At 52.6% G+C, this 18,301-nt stretch carries 17 protein-coding genes and 3 pseudogenes; 19 read left to right on the top strand and 1 reads right to left on the bottom strand.

What is annotated here, in order from left to right:
* Positions 1-167: 167 nt before the first annotated feature.
* From HMPREF9371_RS00565 to HMPREF9371_RS13820, 12 genes and pseudogenes are all read left to right on the top strand, one after another.
* Entirely contained in the window at positions 168-476 is a 309-nt protein-coding gene (locus tag HMPREF9371_RS00565; RefSeq protein ID WP_009117828.1) for an ElaB/YgaM/YqjD family protein, read from the top strand.
* A 105-nt stretch (positions 477-581) separates the two neighbouring features.
* Positions 582-1,007 carry a phage holin family protein gene (locus HMPREF9371_RS00560; protein ID WP_009117827.1) on the top strand — a complete coding sequence of 142 codons (426 nt, stop codon included), beginning with the start codon at positions 582-584 and terminating at the stop codon, positions 1,005-1,007.
* Positions 994-1,281 carry a hypothetical protein gene (locus HMPREF9371_RS00555; RefSeq protein ID WP_009117826.1) on the top strand — a complete coding sequence of 96 codons (288 nt, stop codon included), beginning with the start codon at positions 994-996 and terminating at the stop codon, positions 1,279-1,281. Before HMPREF9371_RS00560 ends, HMPREF9371_RS00555 begins: the two co-directional genes overlap by 14 nt.
* A 187-nt stretch (positions 1,282-1,468) precedes the next feature.
* The gene (locus HMPREF9371_RS00550) at positions 1,469-1,867 is read left to right on the top strand and encodes a YccF domain-containing protein (RefSeq protein WP_009117824.1); all 399 of its coding nucleotides are present in this window, start codon (positions 1,469-1,471) and stop codon (positions 1,865-1,867) included.
* A 98-nt stretch (positions 1,868-1,965) separates the two neighbouring features.
* Positions 1,966-4,116: a heavy metal translocating P-type ATPase gene (locus tag HMPREF9371_RS00545; protein ID WP_009117823.1), complete on the top strand. Its 2,151-nt coding sequence runs from the start codon at positions 1,966-1,968 to the stop codon at positions 4,114-4,116.
* A 73-nt stretch (positions 4,117-4,189) separates the two neighbouring features.
* Positions 4,190-4,753, top strand: coding sequence for a peptidylprolyl isomerase (locus HMPREF9371_RS00540; RefSeq protein WP_009117822.1), 564 nt, complete (start codon positions 4,190-4,192; stop codon positions 4,751-4,753).
* A gap of 99 nt (positions 4,754-4,852) precedes the next feature.
* Entirely contained in the window at positions 4,853-5,452 is a 600-nt protein-coding gene (locus tag HMPREF9371_RS00535; RefSeq protein WP_009117821.1) for a YceI family protein, read from the top strand.
* Between the two features lie 79 nt (positions 5,453-5,531).
* Positions 5,532-6,023, top strand: a complete 492-nt coding sequence (locus HMPREF9371_RS00530; RefSeq protein WP_009117820.1) for a peptidylprolyl isomerase — start codon at positions 5,532-5,534, stop codon at positions 6,021-6,023.
* A 69-nt stretch (positions 6,024-6,092) separates the two neighbouring features.
* Positions 6,093-7,061, top strand: a complete 969-nt coding sequence (locus tag HMPREF9371_RS00525; RefSeq protein ID WP_009117819.1) for a glycosyl transferase family 90 — start codon at positions 6,093-6,095, stop codon at positions 7,059-7,061.
* 27 nt (positions 7,062-7,088) lie between these two features.
* Positions 7,089-7,278 (top strand): annotated as a pseudogene (locus tag HMPREF9371_RS12920) (ATP-dependent exonuclease).
* Between the two features lie 189 nt (positions 7,279-7,467).
* The gene (locus HMPREF9371_RS00515) at positions 7,468-8,565 is read left to right on the top strand and encodes an acyl-CoA dehydrogenase family protein (protein WP_009117818.1); all 1,098 of its coding nucleotides are present in this window, start codon (positions 7,468-7,470) and stop codon (positions 8,563-8,565) included.
* A gap of 172 nt (positions 8,566-8,737) precedes the next feature.
* Positions 8,738-8,958: pseudogene (locus tag HMPREF9371_RS13820) on the top strand (ATP-dependent exonuclease).
* 64 nt (positions 8,959-9,022) lie between these two features.
* Here the strand turns inward: HMPREF9371_RS13820 and HMPREF9371_RS00510 are convergent.
* Positions 9,023-11,407 carry a penicillin-binding protein 1A gene (locus HMPREF9371_RS00510; protein ID WP_009117817.1) on the bottom strand — a complete coding sequence of 795 codons (2,385 nt, stop codon included), beginning with the start codon at positions 11,405-11,407 and terminating at the stop codon, positions 9,023-9,025.
* A gap of 198 nt (positions 11,408-11,605) precedes the next feature.
* On the opposite strand from HMPREF9371_RS00510, the gene pilM reads away from it, so the two are divergent.
* The 7 genes and pseudogenes from pilM to aroB all read left to right on the top strand — a co-directional run bounded on the left by pilM (position 11,606) and on the right by aroB (position 18,244).
* Positions 11,606-12,637, top strand: coding sequence for a type IV pilus assembly protein PilM (gene pilM / locus HMPREF9371_RS00505; RefSeq protein ID WP_269596568.1), 1,032 nt, complete (start codon positions 11,606-11,608; stop codon positions 12,635-12,637).
* A gap of 2 nt (positions 12,638-12,639) precedes the next feature.
* Positions 12,640-13,224, top strand: coding sequence for a PilN domain-containing protein (locus tag HMPREF9371_RS00500; RefSeq protein WP_009117814.1), 585 nt, complete (start codon positions 12,640-12,642; stop codon positions 13,222-13,224).
* A 21-nt stretch (positions 13,225-13,245) separates the two neighbouring features.
* Positions 13,246-13,860, top strand: coding sequence for a type IV pilus inner membrane component PilO (locus HMPREF9371_RS00495; RefSeq protein WP_009117813.1), 615 nt, complete (start codon positions 13,246-13,248; stop codon positions 13,858-13,860).
* Positions 13,861-13,894: 34 nt separating this feature from the next.
* A complete protein-coding gene (locus HMPREF9371_RS11175; protein WP_198003603.1) occupies positions 13,895-14,437 on the top strand; it encodes a pilus assembly protein PilP in 543 nt (180 codons plus the stop codon).
* Between the two features lie 19 nt (positions 14,438-14,456).
* Positions 14,457-16,583 carry a type IV pilus secretin PilQ gene (gene pilQ, locus HMPREF9371_RS00490; RefSeq protein ID WP_009117811.1) on the top strand — a complete coding sequence of 709 codons (2,127 nt, stop codon included), beginning with the start codon at positions 14,457-14,459 and terminating at the stop codon, positions 16,581-16,583.
* A gap of 37 nt (positions 16,584-16,620) precedes the next feature.
* Positions 16,621-17,169, top strand: a complete 549-nt coding sequence (locus HMPREF9371_RS00485; RefSeq protein ID WP_009117810.1) for a shikimate kinase — start codon at positions 16,621-16,623, stop codon at positions 17,167-17,169.
* Positions 17,169-18,244, top strand: a pseudogene (gene aroB, locus HMPREF9371_RS00480) (3-dehydroquinate synthase). The gene HMPREF9371_RS00485 and the pseudogene aroB overlap by 1 nt, the downstream one beginning before the upstream one ends.
* Positions 18,245-18,301: the final 57 nt, after the last annotated feature.

Below are 18,301 nucleotides of genomic sequence, written 5' to 3'. Positions count from 1 at the left end.
GCTTTGCGGAAAAAAACTTTATTTTAACGGAATTCTACATTCCGGTTGATTGAATTTGAATCAAACAGCGCCAGTTAATGCCCCACGCAAGTGCACGGCATTCAAGGTGAATGCCGGCATACCGTGAAGGTATGTTTTCTCCAGCCCTTTAAGAAAGGAATATCCGCATGAGCAAATATGAGCGCCAAAAAGAAGACCTGATGAAAGAAGTACGTTCTGTATTGGGCGAATTGGAAAGCCTGTATGAAACCGCCAAAGACGACGGCTCCCAAGAAGCCCGCGCACTGAAAGAAAAAGTGCAAAGCAGCCTGGGCCGCGCCAAAAACCAACTGTTGAACTTGGAATCGCAAGCCACCGAGCGCGTTAAAGAAACCGCCCGTCAAACCGACGCCCTGATTCACGAGCAACCCTACTACGCCATGGGCATCGCTACCTTGGCCGGCGTTGTCATCGGCGCCCTGCTGACCCGCCGTTAATCCGGCAAAGCGCGGCGGCAGAGCATCTCCTGCCTCTGCCGCCCTTTTCAGGTAGCCCGACTGCCTGACCACAACCGTTTCACCACCCGAAACGGTTTTTTCGAAATGGAGTTTCTATTGAGCCTGATCCGCCAATTCAAACAATTCCGCCTCTGGTTGGAACACGGCAGCGAGCTGGCCGTACTGCGCCTGCACATGCTCAAAATCGACCTCACCGAACAGGTATTGTCGTGGGTGAAAATCGGTGTGGCGCTGATGATCTGCGGCGTCTGCCTGCTGGCCGGCCTCATCAGCCTCTTGTTCGGCCTCAACGCCGCCCTCACCCCGGAAGCCAAATTATGGGTGTTCTTCGGCACTTTCGGTCTGCTGAGCCTGATTGCCTTGATCATGCTGTGGCAGGTCATCCGTTTGTGGCGGATGCAGGGACATTTCACCAGCGATACTTTCCGCCAAATTGCCGGCGACCTTGAGCGTTTGCGCGACCCGCGCCCCACCGCCCCCTCTTCAGGAGCAGAGCATGAGCAAATCTGATTTGGACTTAAAGGAACAGCGCGAGTTATTGGCATTGAAAGCCGACTTGGTACGCCTGAAAATCGCGCTGGCCAAGCGCCAACAACAAATGGAAGATGCGCGCCAAGTCAGCTCCGCCCTTCCCTTGGCACCCCTGATCAGCGGTGCGGAAAAACTGTATGCCCAACCGTTGCTGTGGAAGCTGGCCTTGTGGCCGTCGCGTTGGAAACACAAACTGCTACTGGGCGGCGCCCTGATGGCTTGGCAGTGGTGGCGCAGCCAACAGCCGCGCTGAACGCCGCTGCTTGCGCTCCCATCCCAACCAGCTACCTGAAATACCGAATGCGTTTTCAGGTAGCCTTTTTCCATTGTTTTTCTTCTATTGTTTTTCGCTGCGCCATCCCCAATTTTCAGGCATCCGGAAACTTAGCTTCATCCCTATCTTTTCCTCTACAAACCGCTTTGCAAGAAAGGCAGACCCATTGAATACCATTTTAAACATCATCTGGATTGTGTTCGGCGGCCTGCTGATGGCTTTGGGCTGGTGGCTGGCCGGCTTGCTGATGGCGCTGACCGTCATCGGCCTGCCGTGGGCGCGCGCCTGTTTTGTCATCGGCAACTTCACCCTGTGGCCGTTTGGCCATGAAGCGGTCAGCCGCAGCCTGCTGACCGGCCGCGAAGACCTCGGCACCGGCGCGGCCGGTATGCTGGGCAACGTGATTTGGTTTGTGCTGGCCGGCTGGTGGCTGGCCATCGGCCACCTCACCACCGCCGTCGGCTATTTTGTTACCATCATCGGCATTCCCTTCGGCGTGCAACACCTCAAGTTCGCCCTGCTCGCCCTCTCGCCCATCGGCAAAACCATCGTGCCGAAACGTTGATTGCCCGTGCTGCTTTCAGGTAGCCTTAGGGCGTGTTGTCGGTTAGCATTGCGGCAGCACGCCCTTATTTCTTCATCCAAATATTTTGAAAGCCCGCCATGTTGGAAAAAGCCCGCTTCCGCATCGAAGGCATGACCTGCCAGGCCTGCGCCAACCGGATTGAAAAAGTCCTCAATAAAAAAGACTTCATCAGCGAAGCCACCGTCAATTTTGCCAACGAAGAAGCGCAAGTCAGCTTCGATGCCGCACGCACCGATGCGGCGCAGATTGCCGCCTTAATCGACAAAACCGGCTTCCACGCCAGCCTCCATACCGACGGCACGGTTGAAAACGCCGACAAAAGCCATTGGCGGGTGTGGCTGCTGCTGGCTTTGTGCGCGCCGTTTGCCGTGGGCATGGCCGGCATGCTGTTCGGCACCCATGCCTGGATGCCGCCGGTGTGGATACAGTTTGTTCTCGCCAGCGTGGTGCAGTGTTGGCTGATGATGCCGTTTTACCGCAGCGCCTGGCACAGCATACGCGGCGGCTTGGCCAATATGGATGTATTGGTGTCGGCCGGCACCTCGGCCATTTATCTCTACTCCACCGCCATGTGGCTGCTGCACGGCAGCCACGCGCACGGCATGGTGTATTTTGAAGCCGGCGTGATGGTGGCGGCTTTTGTGAGCCTCGGCAAATATTGGGAGGAGCGCACCAAGCGCCACAGCCTCAACAGCCTCGGCCTGCTGCTGCAGCTCACGCCCAAGCAGGTGGTCTGCCGCCGTGAAGGCCAATGGCAGGCCGCTGCGCTGGCCGACGTGCGCCCCGGCGACGAATTGCAGGCCAAACACGGCGAGCGGATTGCCGCCGACGGCGTGGTGCTGGCCGGCGAAGGCTGGGCCGACGAAAGCCACCTCACCGGCGAGAGCGAGCCGCAGCACAAACTGCCCGGCAGCCGCGTGCTGGCCGGCTCGGTGCTCAACGGCCACTTGGAATACCGCGCCGAGCAGCTCGGCAGCCAAACCCTGCTCGGCGACATGATGCACGCCCTGGCCGAAGCACAAGGCAGCAAGGCGCCGATTGCGCGGATTGCCGACCAAGTGGCGGCCGTATTCGTGCCCGTGGTCGGCCTGATTGCGCTGGCCACCTTTTTCCTCACCTGGTGGCTGGCCGGCAGCGCCGCCACCGCGCTGATTCACTCAGTGGCGGTATTGGTGATCGCCTGCCCCTGCGCGCTGGGCTTGGCCACGCCCGCCGCCATCATGGCCGGCATGGGCGTAGCGGTGCGGCACGGCATTTGGTTCCGCGACGCTGCCGCCTTGGAGCAGGCCGCCGGCATCGATACCGTGATTCTCGACAAAACCGGCACCCTCACCCAAGGCCGCCCGCAAATTGCCGCTGTCTGGCTACCTGAAAACGGCAACGAAACCCTGCTGTGGCAAGCCGCTGCCGCAGTCGAACAGCTGTCGCTGCACCCGCTGGCCCAGGCCATCGTGGCGGCCGCCGCCGAAAAAGTATCCGTCCTGCCTGCTGCCGAACAGGTGCACACCGAAGCTGGGCAAGGCATGTCTGCCCAAGTGGCCGGTATCGGCGACGTGCGGGTGGGCACGCCCGAATACTGCGGCTTCGGGCTACCTGAAACGCTGGACGGCGTATGGCAGATCGCCAGCGTGGCGGCAGTGTCGGTAAACGGCCTGGCCGCCGGCGCCTTTGCCTTGGCCGACGAACTCAAACCCGACAGCCTCGCCGCCGTACAGCGTTTGCAGCAACACGGCATCGAAGTGCGCATCATGAGCGGCGACCGCCAAAGCACGGTGGATTACATCGCCGCCCAACTCGGCATCCAACACGCCCAAGGCCGCTGCTCTCCGCGCGACAAAGCCGCCGCCATCCAAGCCCTGCAACAAGAAGGACGGCGCGTGGCCATGGCGGGCGACGGTATCAATGACGCACCGGCCTTGGCCGCCGCCGATGCTGGTTTCGCCATGCGCGGCGGTGCCGATGCTGCCGAACACGCCGCATCCGCCACTTTGATGCAGCACTCCGTGCAACAGGTGGCCGACGCCCTCCTGATCGCCCGCGCCACTTTGCGCAATATCCGGCAAAACCTGTTTTTCGCCTTTTTCTACAACAGCCTCGGCATCCCGCTGGCCGCCTTCGGCCTGCTCACCCCCGTTCTGGCCGGCGCCGCCATGGCCCTCAGTTCGGTTTCCGTATTGGGCAATGCCATGCGCCTAAAACGCTACCGGCCGGAGAGAGATTTCAGGTAGCCTGCCCGCCTCTTGCCAATTCGGCGGCCTGCCGTTACCCTACCGTCTGTTTTGTTTTTCAAAAATTTGCCCGATGAATATCCGTTACTTAAGCTGCGCCCTCCTTCTCGGCCTTGCCGCCGCTGCCGCCCAAGCCGAAACCCGTGCCGTCATCGACACCAACCACGGCAGCATCGAACTGAGCCTGGACGAAACCCGCGCCCCGAAAACCGTGGCCAACTTCGCCGCCTATGCCCGCAAAGGTTTTTACAACGGCACCATTTTCCACCGTGTGATCCCCGGTTTCATGATCCAAGGCGGCGGCCTCACCGCCGATATGGCCGAAAAAGCCACCGAGCGCCCCATCGCCAACGAAGCGGCCAACGGCCTGTCAAACCGGCGCTACACCATCGCCATGGCGCGCACCGCCCTACCCCACTCAGCCACCAGCCAGTTTTTCATCAACCTGAAAGACAACGATTTCCTCAACCACAGCAGCCCCGACGCCCGCGGCTACGGCTATGCCGTTTTCGGCAAAGTTACCGGCGGCTTCGAAGTGGTGGACAAAATCGCCGCCGAACCCACCACCACCCGCGCCCCGCACGAAAACGTGCCGCGCACGCCGGTGCTCATCCACCGCGTACGGATTTTGGATTAAGCGGCCGCCTCTTCAAAACCAAGCAAACGGCTGCCCTTGTGTTCAGGTAGCCTCTTTGCTTGATGCCATGCCCAAACAACCGCCGCGAAGCGCATCATCATGAAAACCTGTTTTGCCCTGCTTGCCTTGGCCGCCTGCCTACCGGCCGTGGCCGACACCTACCGCATCGATCCCGACCACGCCAATGTGCGCTTTGCCATCGACCACTTCGGCACCAGCACCAACACCGGCGGCTTTTACCGGCTCACCGGCACCATAGACTACCGCCCAGAAGCCGAAACCGGCAGCGTGCACATCCGCATTCCCACCGCTTCGGTGAGCAGCGGCAACCCCGAATTCGACCGCCATCTGAAAGCAGCCGACTTATTCAATGTTGCGCGCCATCCCGAAATGGTTTTCGAATCCACCCGTTTCCGTTTCGACAACGGCCGGCTCAGCGCCGTTGAAGGCCGGCTGACCCTGCTCGGCCAAACCCACCCGCTCACCCTCACCGCCCAACGCTTCAACTGCTACATCAGCCCGGTGAAATTGGCCCAAGTGTGCGGCGGCGACTTCAGCGCCACCCTCCAACGCAGCCGCTGGGGCATGAACTACCTGAGCGGCATCATGCCCGACGAGGTGCGCCTCGATATCCAAATCGAAGCCGTCAAACAAGGCAAACCCGGCGCCTTTTCCGAACGCCGTGACGGCACACGCTGAATACATTCTCCGTGCTTGAAATCAGCCGCCGCACCACCATTTGCCCAATTCCCCAACCTTTTTTTCAAGAAAGCACATCATGATCAAACTGCACACCAACTTCGGCACCATCGGCATCGAGCTCGACCACGAAAAAGCCCCCGTTACCGCCGCCAACTTCGAGCAATATGTCAAAGACGGCTTTTACGACGGCCTGATTTTCCACCGCGTGATCAAAGGCTTCATGATCCAAGGCGGCGGCATGGACGAAAACATGAACGAAAAAGCCACCCGCGAGCCGATCCAAAACGAAGCCCAAAACGGCCTGAAAAACGACAAATACACCATTGCCATGGCCCGCACCCAAGCGCCGCACAGCGCCTCCGCCCAGTTCTTCATCAACACCAAAGACAACAGCTTCCTCAACCACACCGAACCGAGCCTGCACGGCTGGGGCTATGCCGTATTCGGCAAAGTAGTGGAAGGCCAAAACGTGGTGGACGAAATCGAAAACGTGGCCACCAAGCGTCACGGCTACCACGATGACGTACCGGTCGATCCCGTGGTCATCACCAAAGCCGAAATCGTTTAATTCCCCCCAAACAGGCTACCTGAAACCGCTATTTGCGTTTCAGGTAGCCTTTCCGATACCGAGTCTCCCATGAGCCAAGCCGCCGGCATTTATCACAAACGCCTGCACAAACTCGCCTACTACACCCGCCACAGCCTGCTGGGCGTGCTGCCGCATACATGGCTGGTACGCAACGGGCAAGACGTCCTACGCGAATTTTCCCGCCTCAACCGCGAACAACAGCAAGCCTTGCACAGCCGGGTGGACTACTACAACCGGCTCAGCGGCACACACACACTGCATGGGGCAAGCACTGCCGTCGGCAGCTTCAAAAAATGCGGCCATTCCGCTTATTTCTATGATCTGGCCGCCCTGCTGCGCTATTTCCCGGCCGATGAGCGCTTCTTATATGAATTCGGCGATGTGACCCACATTCCCGAGCAACCCGCGTTTGTGAAAAGCCGCCCGATTGCCGATAACAATCAAAACAGCGTGCTGCTCAAGCTCGACAGCGTGCGCCATTTCTATATCTACCCCGATCCCCACCGTTTTGCCGACAAGCAAGACAGCTTGGTTTGGCGCGGTGCCGCCCACCAATGCCAGCGCCTACGTTTTCTCGAGCAGTATCACAACCATCCGCTCTGCGACGTTGGCTGCGTCCACCCAAAATCCGCCGGCCAGCCCTACCACCGCAGCTTCCTCACCGTGGAAGAACAGCTGCGCCACAAATACATCCTCAGCATCGAAGGCAACGATGTCGCCACCAACCTCAAATGGATCATGGCTTCGCAATCCCTGTGTTTCATGGCCGCACCGCGTTACGAAACCTGGCTGATGGAAGGCCGCCTGCAAGCCGATGTGCACTATGTGCATCTGCAGGACGACTACGCCGATCTAGACGAAAAGCTGGCCTTTTATCATGCCCGCCCGGCCGCTGCCGAACGCATCATCCGCCAAGCCAATGCTTATATGCAGCCCTTTTTCGACCGCAAACTGGAACTCTTAACTGGCCTGATGGTGGTGCAGAAATATTTTGACTGTACAAGCCCCATCAACTGAAACGCATAACCCGCCAGCTTGAGACCTTTGCAAAAGCCCCATCTGCGGCGCATTTCTGCGTTGTGCGTTTATGCCCTATGGGTACTGCTCACTCGCTTGCCTATCATGTGATATGTCTTTCCCACGGGGATTCCTAGCGTTCACGCCAGCTGCGCTGCTACGCCTTGAACTGCACCCACATCTGGGGCCTTTGCAAAGGTCTCAGCTTGTCTTGTAACCGTTTGAACACATACAGACCGCCATCAAACGGGCAACAGGCTACCTGAAAATTTTTCAGGTAGCCTGTTGCCCGTTTGAATGGTTTCCCCCTGCTTCCCACCTCGGCATAAGCATATAGCCAATCAATATTTGTCTCCCTTCGCTGCTGCTCTATCATCACCTTTTTATCCGATACTGAAACCACATCATGCCGACACGCAGCGAAACCATCCGTGAACACGCCCGCCAACACTTGCGCCCCTTGGTCGAACGCATCGACCGCGAAGGGCTTTATCCGAAAGACTACCTGCACGAATTGGGCCGTTTGGGCGGTTTTGCCGCCTTCTTGCGGGCCGAAGAAAACGGCCAAAGCGACGCCTTGGCCGAACAAGTGGATATTCTGCGCTCGGTAGCCGCCGAATGCGGCTCCACCGGCTTTACCGCGTGGTGCCAAGCCACTTGCGCTTGGTATCTGGCCATGAGTAGCAACCGTGATGTGCGCAAGCGTTATTTCCGCGCCGTTTCCGAAGGCCGTCTGCTGGCCGGCACCGGCATGTCAAATACGGTCAAGCATTTAGACGGCATCGAAAAACATTTGTTGAAAGCCGAGCCGAACGGAAACGGCTACCTGATCAACGGCGGCTTGCCTTGGGTATCGAATATCGGCGACGAACACGTATGGGCGTGCACGGCACAAACCACAGACGGCGGCTATGTGATGTTTATGGTGGAGGGTTGGCGCGACGGCGTCAGCCTGAAACGCAGTCCCGAATTTTGCGCCCTGGAAGGCACCCGCACCTTGAGCGTGCGCTTTAAAGACATGGAAATCACTCCTGCCGATATCTTGGCCACGCCCGATGAGTTTCCCGACTATCTCGCTCGCATCAAACCCGGCTTCCTGCTGCTGCAAAACGGTTTTGCCGCCGGGATTATCGACGCCGCTTTGTCGGTTATCCAAGACAGCTGCCGTTCGGGCAATCCCGCCAATGCCTATCTGCCTGACAGCGGACAAAGCCTGCAAAATGATTTCGAGCATTGGCTTAGCGACAGCACCCCACTCTACGCTGCGGCTCAGCAAGGCCACCAACCTGCCTTACCGGTATTGAAAAGCCGTGCCGAAGCCAGCGAGCTGGCCTTACGCGCCGCCCAATCTGCCGTGCTGCATGCCGGCGCCAAAGGCTACCTGAAAAACCACGCTGCACAGCGCATCATGCGGGAGGCTGTTTTTGTGGCAATTGTTACGCCTGCGCTCAAACATCTGCGCCGAGAAATTGTGCGCCTGGAAGAAACGGCTGTGGCGATTTAAGCAGCAGATTACCCTGATCCAGCAAAACAGCCGGCAATCCTTAAACGATTGCCGGCTGAACTCTGTGCACACTCAGTGCTGAGCTTCCGCGGCCATTCCAATACTCAGGTTTAGTTCGATTGCTTTCAAAGCCATACATAGTTGGCCAGCATAAAACGACGGCGTGAGACCTTTGCAAAACCCCCATCTGCGGCGCATTTCTGCGTTGTGCGCTGCTCGCTCGCTTGCCTATCTAGATGATATGTCTGTCCCACAGGGATTCCTGCGTTCACACTCGCTGCGCTGCTACGCCTTGAACTGCATCCACATCTGGGGGTTTTGCAAAGGTCTCAGCGTGCCAATTTGTGGATAGCATCTAAGCTGCTCAGCTCGATTGCGCCAAACAATAAATAAAGGCTGAGGCCGTTTTCCTATCCGACAGCCTCAGCCCTCTATGCGTTTACTTTAACGGTAATCATCAGAAGAGTGCATCAATTTCTTCAGAAGAGCCGCCGCCACCGCCGCTGCCCCTGTTGCTACCGCCTCCGTTATTAACCGGCGGAATCACCACTTCAGGCACCACAGGGTTGTTGCCCGCTGCAGCAATATCGTCTGCATCCGGATCGGCACCACGGTTGTCAATCGCCAAACGCGGGCTGGTGGTTTGCTGCTCTTGCAGGAAGTATTCACCGCCTTTGCGCACCAAACCTTGCGGCACCGGCATCTCTTTTACCGGCACGCCTTTCAGCGCATGGCGCATATAGTCGATCCACACAGGCAGCGCGATGGTACCGCCGAAAGCAGCGCGTCCCATGCTTCTAGGCTTATCGAAACCGATATAAACCACCGCAACCAAATCCGGGTTGAAACCTGCAAACCAAGCGTCTTTATTGGCATTGGTGGTACCGGTTTTGCCGGCCAAGTCGCTACGGCCCAAAGCATTGGCCCGGGTAGCCGTACCGCGGCGAATGACGTCCCGCATCATGCTATACATGATATAAGCGTTACGCGGATCAATCACTTGGGGCGCGTTTTCGCCGGCCACCAACGGTTTCATTTGTGCCCGCAAGCGGCCCTCTCCGTCTTCGATACGGTCAATCACATAAGAAGAAATTTTGTAGCCGCCGTTGGCAAATACCGCATAGGCCTCCGCCATTTGTAAGGGCGTTGCCGAACCACTGCCCAAAGCCATAGACAAAGCAGCCGGAACTTGCTGGGCGTTAAAGCCGAAACGTTGTACGTATTTGTGCGCTTCATCAATACCCATGGCCATGACAATACGAATGGAAACCATGTTTTTCGAAGCAGTTAAGGCCTGGCGCAAGGTAATAAAACCAGAATATCGGCCGTCGGAGTTTTTCGGACGCCATGGGCGGCCGCCGGCACCCATACCCGGCAACTCCAAAGGAGCATCGTTAATGGTGGTGGCCGCTGTCATGCCTTTGGCCAAAGCAGCAGAATAGACAAACGGTTTGAAAGTAGAACCCGGCTGGCGCTCTGCTTGAGTGGCCCGGTTAAAACTTTTACTGTGGAAGTCAAACCCACCCACCAATGCACGGATGGCCCCTGTTTTACTGTCCAAGGCCACAATGGCACCCTGCAACTCAGGCACTTGGCTGATTTGCCAACCGCGATCCAATTTGCGCACTCGAATGAGGGCGCCCGGACGCACGGAAGCGTCCCCCATATTCTGATTATTGATGGTGCGGGCAATATTGCTCACCGTATTACCGCCCAATTTAATACGCTCGCCGCCTTGCAAATAAACCTCTATTTGCGAACGGCTGGCTTTCAACACAACAGCAGGAACCAAACCGTCAACCGTGTAAAAACCGTTCAAATATTGGTCCAGGTTTTCATCCAACACATCGGCTTCGATTTTGCCCAGGTCCAAGTAACCCTCCGCACCACGGTAGGCACCCACGCCAAACCCCTTCAAAGCGCGACGCAAAGCATTGGTGGCCACACGCTGGCTTTCTGTATCAACCGTGGTGTACACACGGAAACCGCGGGTATAGGCCTCTTCTCCGTATTTATCATACATCTCCTGACGCGCCATCTCAGCCACATACAAGGAATTCTGGTCAATATCAACCTGCTGCCGCTCGTACACCAATTTCTCGGCCAAAGCCTGTTCACGTTGCTGCGGTGTAATCATCCCCTCCTGAACCATATTGTTCAGAATATATTCTTGCCGCAAACGAGCCCGCTCAGGATTCACAATCGGGTTATAAGAAGAGGGAGCTTTGGGCAGGCCGGCCAGCATGGCCGCTTCGGCCAAACTCAACTCTTGCACCGGTTTGTTAAAATAAATTTGAGAGGCCGCAGCAAACCCGTAAGCGCGTTGGCCCAAGTAAATCTGATTGAAATAAAGCTCTAAAATCTGATCTTTAGTCAAAGACTGTTCGATTTTATATGCCAGCAAGGCTTCATTGAATTTGCGCGTATAAGTCCGCTCATTGGTCAAATAAAAATTGCGCGCCACTTGTTGGGTAATGGTGCTGGCGCCGGACTGCACACCGCCGGCTTGAAAGTTTCCGATCACCGCGCGCATCACTCCGGTGGTATCCACACCCCAATGCTGATAAAAACGCTTATCTTCGGCTGCCAACACAGCATCCTTCAACACTTTCGGAAACTGGTCAATTTTCGTGAATGCTCGGCGCTCTTCGCCATATTGGCCGATCAGTTTGCCGTCTGAAGAATAAATCATCAAAGGCATACGGGGCTGATAGTGGGTAACCGCCTCCAAGGTAGGCAGCTTGGGGTAGGTCACCATAACCGCAATCGCAAGCAAGCCGATACCGAACAGCAGCAATCCGATCAACAACCCAAATACAGTAGTAAAAAATTTTCTAACCATAACGAAAAATATTTCTATCTATAAAGACTTTGGCTAAAGTAAACTATACTCAAATTTCTGCAAGGAAATGCTAAACCTTGTATTCATTCAGCAATGGCCGTAAGATGATTTTTCAAAGGGAGTTCCAAGTATGAAAATATCAAAAAATTCAAATAAATCAAATAATAAATCAAAAAAAATTTCAGCGGCAAAGGCAGCTTGGGGATAGATGTTACACCGAATACCATCAGCATGGTACACCTTTCAGGTAGCACCCCTGACCGGCTGAAACTGGAAAAATATGCCATCCAGCCTCTTCCGAAAGGCATTATTATAAACGGCAATATTGAGGATTATGACCAACTCGTATCATATTTACAACAAACTTACGAACAGCTCGGCACCAGTTGCAAAAATATCACAGCCGCCCTTCCTCAGTCCCTAACCAATACTCAAACTTTGCATTTTGACTCTCGAAGCTCCGATTTATCATTGGAGGAGTTTGCTGAGCTTGAGGCCAGCCAAACCATAGGCTCAAGCGATCTGAGCTTTGATTATCAGATTACTGCTGACTCCCATGATGGCAATGTACAAGAAATCGTTCTGGCTGCTGCAAAACGTGATGATGTTAATTTGCGGGTTGATGCATTTGAAGCTGCTGGCATTGCTTTGTCACAAATGGATGTAGATACTTTCGCCGTTGTGAACGCATTCTCTATCTGGATGGATCAGTTTTCGTCTGATTTGGAAAATCAGAAATTAGCTGTCTTCTACGTCGATGAAGAGCAAATGAAAGCATTCATCCTACAAAATGGCCAAATTCTATACAAACAAGAAACCAATTTCGGCAATAAACAATTGACGCTTAATATCCAGCGCCAGTATAAGCTGACTGAAGACGATGCGTGGCATCTCCGATTCAAAAATACAAAACCGGCAGACTTCCAATCAACAGTCGCCAATCACTTCAATAATCAATTGACCCAAGAAATCCAACGGGTTTTGCAGTTTTATTACACCACAGTCAGCAGTGACTATCAGGAAAATATCAAGCATATCCTCATTGCAGGATGCCCATTTATGCAACCTTTCGGGCTGGCTGAAAATGTTTATTCGCAAACTAATATCCCGACGCAACAGGCTGAGCCGGTCTATAGCGTACAGGCTAATGCCCAGACAGAAAATCCACACTTTAACTTAGAAGCCGGACAATTGACAGTTGCCTTCGGTTTGGCTGCGCGAGGATTATAAACATGACGCCTTTAATCAAAATCAATATGCTGCCTTACCGTGAGCAGCTGGATCAAAAGAAAAAGTCCCAATTCAATCGTTTGATGCTTTTATCCTTACTGGCAGGAATTGGACTGTGTGCATTTACTTATATGACCCTGAGCGGCATGAAGCTTAATCAAGAGTCAAGAAACCAGCAGCTCACCGACGGAATTGCTCTTTTGGATGAAAAAATTCAGGAAGTCGCCGGCTTAGAAAAGGAAAAAGCAGCCTTCTTAAGCCGTAAACAAAAAGTAGAGGAATTAGAAAATAAACGTTTTGAAGCAGCACGTATTATTGATATGCTGAATGCAGTCGCACCGGAAGGCGTATATTTAACCGGCATCAAAGCAACTGATCCTCAAAACTATACTTTGTCCGGCAAAGCAACAAGCGATAGCAAGATTGCAGACTTTATGCGCGTTATTCCTACAACTCAGGTATTTGAGCAACCTGCGCTGTCCAGCATTAAAAAGGTAGAAGCCGTACAGGAGTTCGAATTAACCGTTGCCTTATCAGCAACATCTGTTAGCAAACAAACAGACACATCAACTGATACGGCTCAATGATTTTTTAGGGAGCAAAGCGTCATGGCTACAAATATCGACTTAAATACTTTATACAAACAAGGGAAAGCTACACAATTCGGAGTTGCGGCACTCATTATCTTGGTTACTTTGGGCATAGGCTACGTCGCACTATTTAAAGACCAATGGTCTGAAATTGAAACTTTACAAGGACAAGAAGAGCAATTGAAACAGGATTACGCAAATAAAGCTGCCCAAGCAGCCAACCTTCCTGTTCTAGAAGAAGAGCTAAAACAAATTCGCACAGCTTTTAATGTCCTGTTAAAGCAATTGCCTACTGATGCAGAAATCCCAAATTTAATTCAGGAGCTCCATCAGGCAGGTGCGAAAAACAGTATGCGCATGAACAGCGTAAAACCTTTGCCGCCCATTAATGATGATAGCGTACAGCAACTACCTCATGAAATTTCTATCTCAGGAAGTTATGAGCAAATTGCACAATTTACTCGCGATGTTGGCCGTTTATCTAGGATCGTTACTCTGGATAAAATTAGTTTGGTTCCTTCAAATGAAAAAGAAGGAAACAACGGTGTACTTACCTTAAGTGCCAATGCCAATACTTATAAAGCCTTAGAGATTAACGAAGCAGCTGCCAGCAGCGCCTCCGCTGCTGAATAATGAGAGTAATTTTATAAAAAATAAGGATTGTACTATGAAAGCAAATTTACTTTCGCTTCCTATACTGTGCTGCTTAGCTGCCTGCTCTATGCCTGGAAACGATTTAGATGATTGGATGCAAGAAACACAGCGCCAAGCAGAGAATAATGTGCGTCCGGTAGAAGTGCCTACACTCTCTAAACCAGCTCAGTATATCGACCCTGTCATCAATGGCTTAAATATTTTTGATCCTAAACGCATCCGGGTCAACCAGCAAACTGGTATAAACGTCCCTAACCCCAATAGGGTGAAGGAAATTCTAGAAAATTTCAGTTTAGAAAGTGTCCGTTATGTAGGATCAATCAAACGAGGAAATCAAGTATCTGCATTTATAGAAGCCAATAATCATACTTACACCGTTCGCATCGGTAACTACATCGGTCAAAACCATGGAAGAATTACCGCCATCACGCCTGACAAAATCATCGTCAACGAATTGGTTGAAAACAGTTATGGTGAATGGGAAAATCGCCCGGCCGAACTGGGTTTAAATGAAAAAACTGAAGACTCAACTGGTAACCAATCAAAAACCAACTAAACTTTAAGGGATTAACGTTATGAAAATTAAAAAGTTAAAATATCTAAGCACTTTAGGGTTGGGCTTGGCAATTCAAAGCGTTTTTGCTGGAAATATTACAGATATTAATGTATCTGCCTTACCCGATAACCAAAAAGTCATCAAAATTCGTTTTGATCGCGACATGATCAAACCGAGTGGCTTCATCACTACCGCTCCTTCGCGCATTGCATTAGATTTCGCAGGCACGGGATCCAATCTTAATCAACCTGTTTTGCAATACAATGACGATTTATTAAGTCAAATTGCCGTCGCTCAAGACAACAATAAAACCCGTGTCTTACTGAGTCTGAACAAACCAGGCCAATACAATGCAGAAATAAAAGGCAATGAAGTATGGGTATACATTAACGAATCCACGCATACTACTGCCCAAACACCCACCAGACATCAAACAGCAGCCCCTGCTTTACGTCAAGAAACAGTAACCATCACTGAATCGGCCTCAAAAGCAAACTCTACTGCTTCCTCAGAAAGCAGCAACATCGCCAATATCAATGTAGATTTTAGAAAGGGGGCTAACAATGCGGGAATTGTTGAAATCAATCCGGCTGGATACCGTGGCAATCCCGACATTAAACAACACAACGATCGCTTGGTTATTCTTTTTAAAAACAACCAAATCCCTATTGCTGCCCAGCGAAACTTTGATGTAACGGATTTCAGTACTCCTGTCCGCACGGTAAGTTTACGCCGTCTGGGTAACGATACGGAAATCACCATCCGTACACAGGGCAACTGGGAATACAAAACCAGCCAAAGTGCGGGACGCTATGTGCTGACCGTCTCACCCAAAACCGTTGTAGCCGAGTCCGGCAGCGATCGCCGGCAGCGGAACTTCAACGGAAAACGTATTTCTCTGGACTTTCAAGATGTTGAGGTGCGAACTATTCTGCAAATTTTGGCCAAAGAATCTGGTATGAATATTGTTGCCAGCGACAGTGTTTCTGGCAAAATGACTCTGTCTTTGAAAGAAGTACCTTGGGATCAGGCTTTAGATTTGGTCATGCAAGCGCGGGACTTAGACTACCGTCGCAATGGTAATATTATCAATGTTGCGCCACGACAAGAATTGCTTGATAAAGAAAGAGCTATTTTAGAGGGACGCAAAGCAATCGACGAACTGGGGGCACTCCACTCTCGAACCTTCCAATTACGCTACAAAGATGTCAACGAATTCCGCAAAATTTTGAATATCAGCGAATCTGGTGGCTCTTCTGGTAATTCTAATAATTCTCTTTTAAGCAGCCGGGGAAGCGCTGTTATCGATCCGGCAACCAATACGCTCATCATCAAAGACAATGCCAATGTAATCAAACAGTTTGAGGATTTGATTGCCCAATTGGACGTACCTGCCCGTCAAGTAATGATTGAAGCACGTATTGTGGAAGCTAATGACGGCTTCTCCCGCGCACTGGGCGTGCGTTTCGGATTCGGTAGTGAAAACGGAGGCACCAAAATAGGAGGACGTGCTTCAGGAACACTGGGAGATTTCGGTAACAGCCGCTGGGGCATTCCCAATGTCAATCTGCCCATTAGCAGTCCGACTTCCGCTATTTCTATCATCAAAAGTTATGCAACAGGCGCTTTGGGTTTAGAACTCCAAGCAATGCAGGAACAAAATCGCGGCAAAATTATTTCCAGCCCTCGTGTACTGACCCAAGACCGTAAACAGGCCACGATCAAATCAGGTACGGAAATCCCGTATCAAGAAGCCACTTCTAGCGGAGCTACCAGCGTGAGCTTTAAGGAAGCCGTATTGTCCATGATTGTGACACCGCAAATCACACCTGATGGCAATGTAATTATGGACATCCAGCTGAATAAAGATTCGGTTGACAGGGACTGTAGTGTACAAGGTACCCCCTGTATCAGCACCAAAGAGCTGAATACCAAAGCCATGGTGGAAGACGGAGGCACCATCATCTTAGGTGGTATTTACGAAGAAAATAATTCAACCGGCGAGTATAAAGTGCCTTTGTTGGGTGACATTCCGGTAATCGGCAACCTGTTCAAAAGCACAACCCGTTCTAATACCAAACGCGAGTTGCTGATTTTCTTGACTCCCCGCATTATGGGTGGCGAAGGCAATGTTTTGCGTTATTAATAACTGAGGTCGCTTTTTATTGAGTGATTCGGTTACAATGCCTGCTATGAAACACATAGCAGGCAATATTTTTTTAATCGGCTTAATGGGGGCAGGCAAAACCACCCAAGGGAAACGCTTGGCGTCTTTATTGCATTATCCCTTTATCGACAGCGACCAAGAAATAGTGCAACGCACCGGTGTCAGCATTGCCACCATTTTCGAACTAGAAGGAGAAAACGGCTTCCGCAACAGAGAAACAGCAGTAATCGATGAATTAAGTCGCCGTCGCCCCGTCGTTCTAGCTACCGGAGGCGGTGCGGTATTACGCGAAGAAAACAGAGGCTACCTGAAATCCCGGGGTACCGTTGTCTATCTGCACGCCGTGCCCGAAGTACTCTACCAACGGGTGAAAACAGACAAAAGCCGGCCTTTGCTTCAAGTGACAGACCCCTTAGGTAAATTAAGCGAGCTATATCAACAGCGCGACCCTCTGTACCGTGACACCGCCCACATCGTAGTCAATGTGACGGCCCAACAACTCTGCCAACAGGCCACCCGAGATTTGCTTCTACAACTGAAACAATATTTTGCCTCAAAGATATGATACAAACACTCGACGTACATACCCCGGCACACAGCTATCCCATTTATATCGGCTCCGGTTTGATCAGTCATGCAGCAGATTATCTCCGCCCTCATCTGGGTAGTCGCGCCGCCATCATCACCAACACCACCGTCGCCCCTCTCTACCTGCAAGCAATCGAAACCGCCTGCCGCCAACTGGGAACGGACTGCTTCAGCATCATTTTGCCGGATGGCGAAGCGCACAAAACCGCAGAATCACTCAACCATATTTACACCAGTCTTTTAGAGAACCATGCCGACCGTCAAACCACCATTCTGGCTTTAGGCGGCGGAGTCATCGGCGACATGGCAGGTTATGCTGCCGCCACATATCAACGCGGCATCCCCTTTGTTCAAATTCCCACTACCCTGCTGAGTCAGGTCGATTCCTCTGTCGGCGGTAAAACCGGTATCAACCATCCGCTGGGCAAGAACATGATCGGCGCCTTTTATCAACCGCAAGCCGTCATCGCCGACACAGACTGCTTGCGCACCTTGCCGGCACGAGAGTTTTCCGCCGGCATGGCAGAAGTAATCAAATACGCCTTGTTGGGCGATGCAGAATTCTTGTCTTGGTTGGAAGAGCACACGCCGGCCATCATGCAGCAGCAGACCGACTTGCTGGCCCAAACCATTTACCGTTGCTGCCAAATGAAAGCCGACATTGTCGGCCAAGACGAAAAAGAAAAAGGCATCCGCGCCCATCTCAACCTTGGACATACATTCGGTCATGCCATCGAAGCCCAAATGGGCTACGGCAATTGGCTGCATGGCGAAGCTGTAGCGGCCGGCATGGTGTTGGCCTGCCGTTTGTCGGAGCACAAAGGCTACCTGAAAACATCAGATATCCAGCGCGTTATCCGTTTACTGCAAACCGCCGCCCTGCCCGTCTGCCCGCCTAAATTTGATGCCGGCACTTGGCTGGCCCACATGCAGCACGATAAAAAAACCAAGCCGGACAAATCCGGCTGGTGGTTTTGCAAAAACTGGGACAAGCCACCGTAGAAGCAGGCTTGAACCGGGAAACCATGCAAGCGCTGTTGCAGGACGACTAGTCTAGTTTTCAGGTAGCCATCATTTCATCTATCGCCTTAGTTGACATATAAGTTGAT

Origin of the sequence: Neisseria shayeganii 871 (assembly GCF_000226875.1) — a bacterium.
Lineage (GTDB): Bacteria > Pseudomonadota > Gammaproteobacteria > Burkholderiales > Neisseriaceae > Eikenella > Eikenella shayeganii.
This window is presented reverse-complemented; position numbering and strand designations above follow the sequence as displayed.

Coding starts and splice junctions, on each gene's coding strand:
- HMPREF9371_RS00565 (WP_009117828.1), top strand. CDS start 168: ATGAGCAAATATGAGCGCCAAAAAGAAGACCTGATGAAAGAAGTACGT.
- HMPREF9371_RS00560 (WP_009117827.1), top strand. CDS start 582: ATGGAGTTTCTATTGAGCCTGATCCGCCAATTCAAACAATTCCGCCTC.
- HMPREF9371_RS00555 (WP_009117826.1), top strand. CDS start 994: ATGAGCAAATCTGATTTGGACTTAAAGGAACAGCGCGAGTTATTGGCA.
- HMPREF9371_RS00545 (WP_009117823.1), top strand. CDS start 1,966: ATGTTGGAAAAAGCCCGCTTCCGCATCGAAGGCATGACCTGCCAGGCC.
- HMPREF9371_RS00540 (WP_009117822.1), top strand. CDS start 4,190: ATGAATATCCGTTACTTAAGCTGCGCCCTCCTTCTCGGCCTTGCCGCC.
- HMPREF9371_RS00535 (WP_009117821.1), top strand. CDS start 4,853: ATGAAAACCTGTTTTGCCCTGCTTGCCTTGGCCGCCTGCCTACCGGCC.
- HMPREF9371_RS00530 (WP_009117820.1), top strand. CDS start 5,532: ATGATCAAACTGCACACCAACTTCGGCACCATCGGCATCGAGCTCGAC.
- HMPREF9371_RS00525 (WP_009117819.1), top strand. CDS start 6,093: ATGAGCCAAGCCGCCGGCATTTATCACAAACGCCTGCACAAACTCGCC.
- HMPREF9371_RS00515 (WP_009117818.1), top strand. CDS start 7,468: ATGCCGACACGCAGCGAAACCATCCGTGAACACGCCCGCCAACACTTG.
- HMPREF9371_RS00510 (WP_009117817.1), bottom strand. CDS start 11,407: ATGGTTAGAAAATTTTTTACTACTGTATTTGGGTTGTTGATCGGATTG.
- HMPREF9371_RS00500 (WP_009117814.1), top strand. CDS start 12,640: ATGACGCCTTTAATCAAAATCAATATGCTGCCTTACCGTGAGCAGCTG.
- HMPREF9371_RS00495 (WP_009117813.1), top strand. CDS start 13,246: ATGGCTACAAATATCGACTTAAATACTTTATACAAACAAGGGAAAGCT.
- HMPREF9371_RS11175 (WP_198003603.1), top strand. CDS start 13,895: ATGAAAGCAAATTTACTTTCGCTTCCTATACTGTGCTGCTTAGCTGCC.
- pilQ (WP_009117811.1), top strand. CDS start 14,457: ATGAAAATTAAAAAGTTAAAATATCTAAGCACTTTAGGGTTGGGCTTG.
- HMPREF9371_RS00485 (WP_009117810.1), top strand. CDS start 16,621: ATGCCTGCTATGAAACACATAGCAGGCAATATTTTTTTAATCGGCTTA.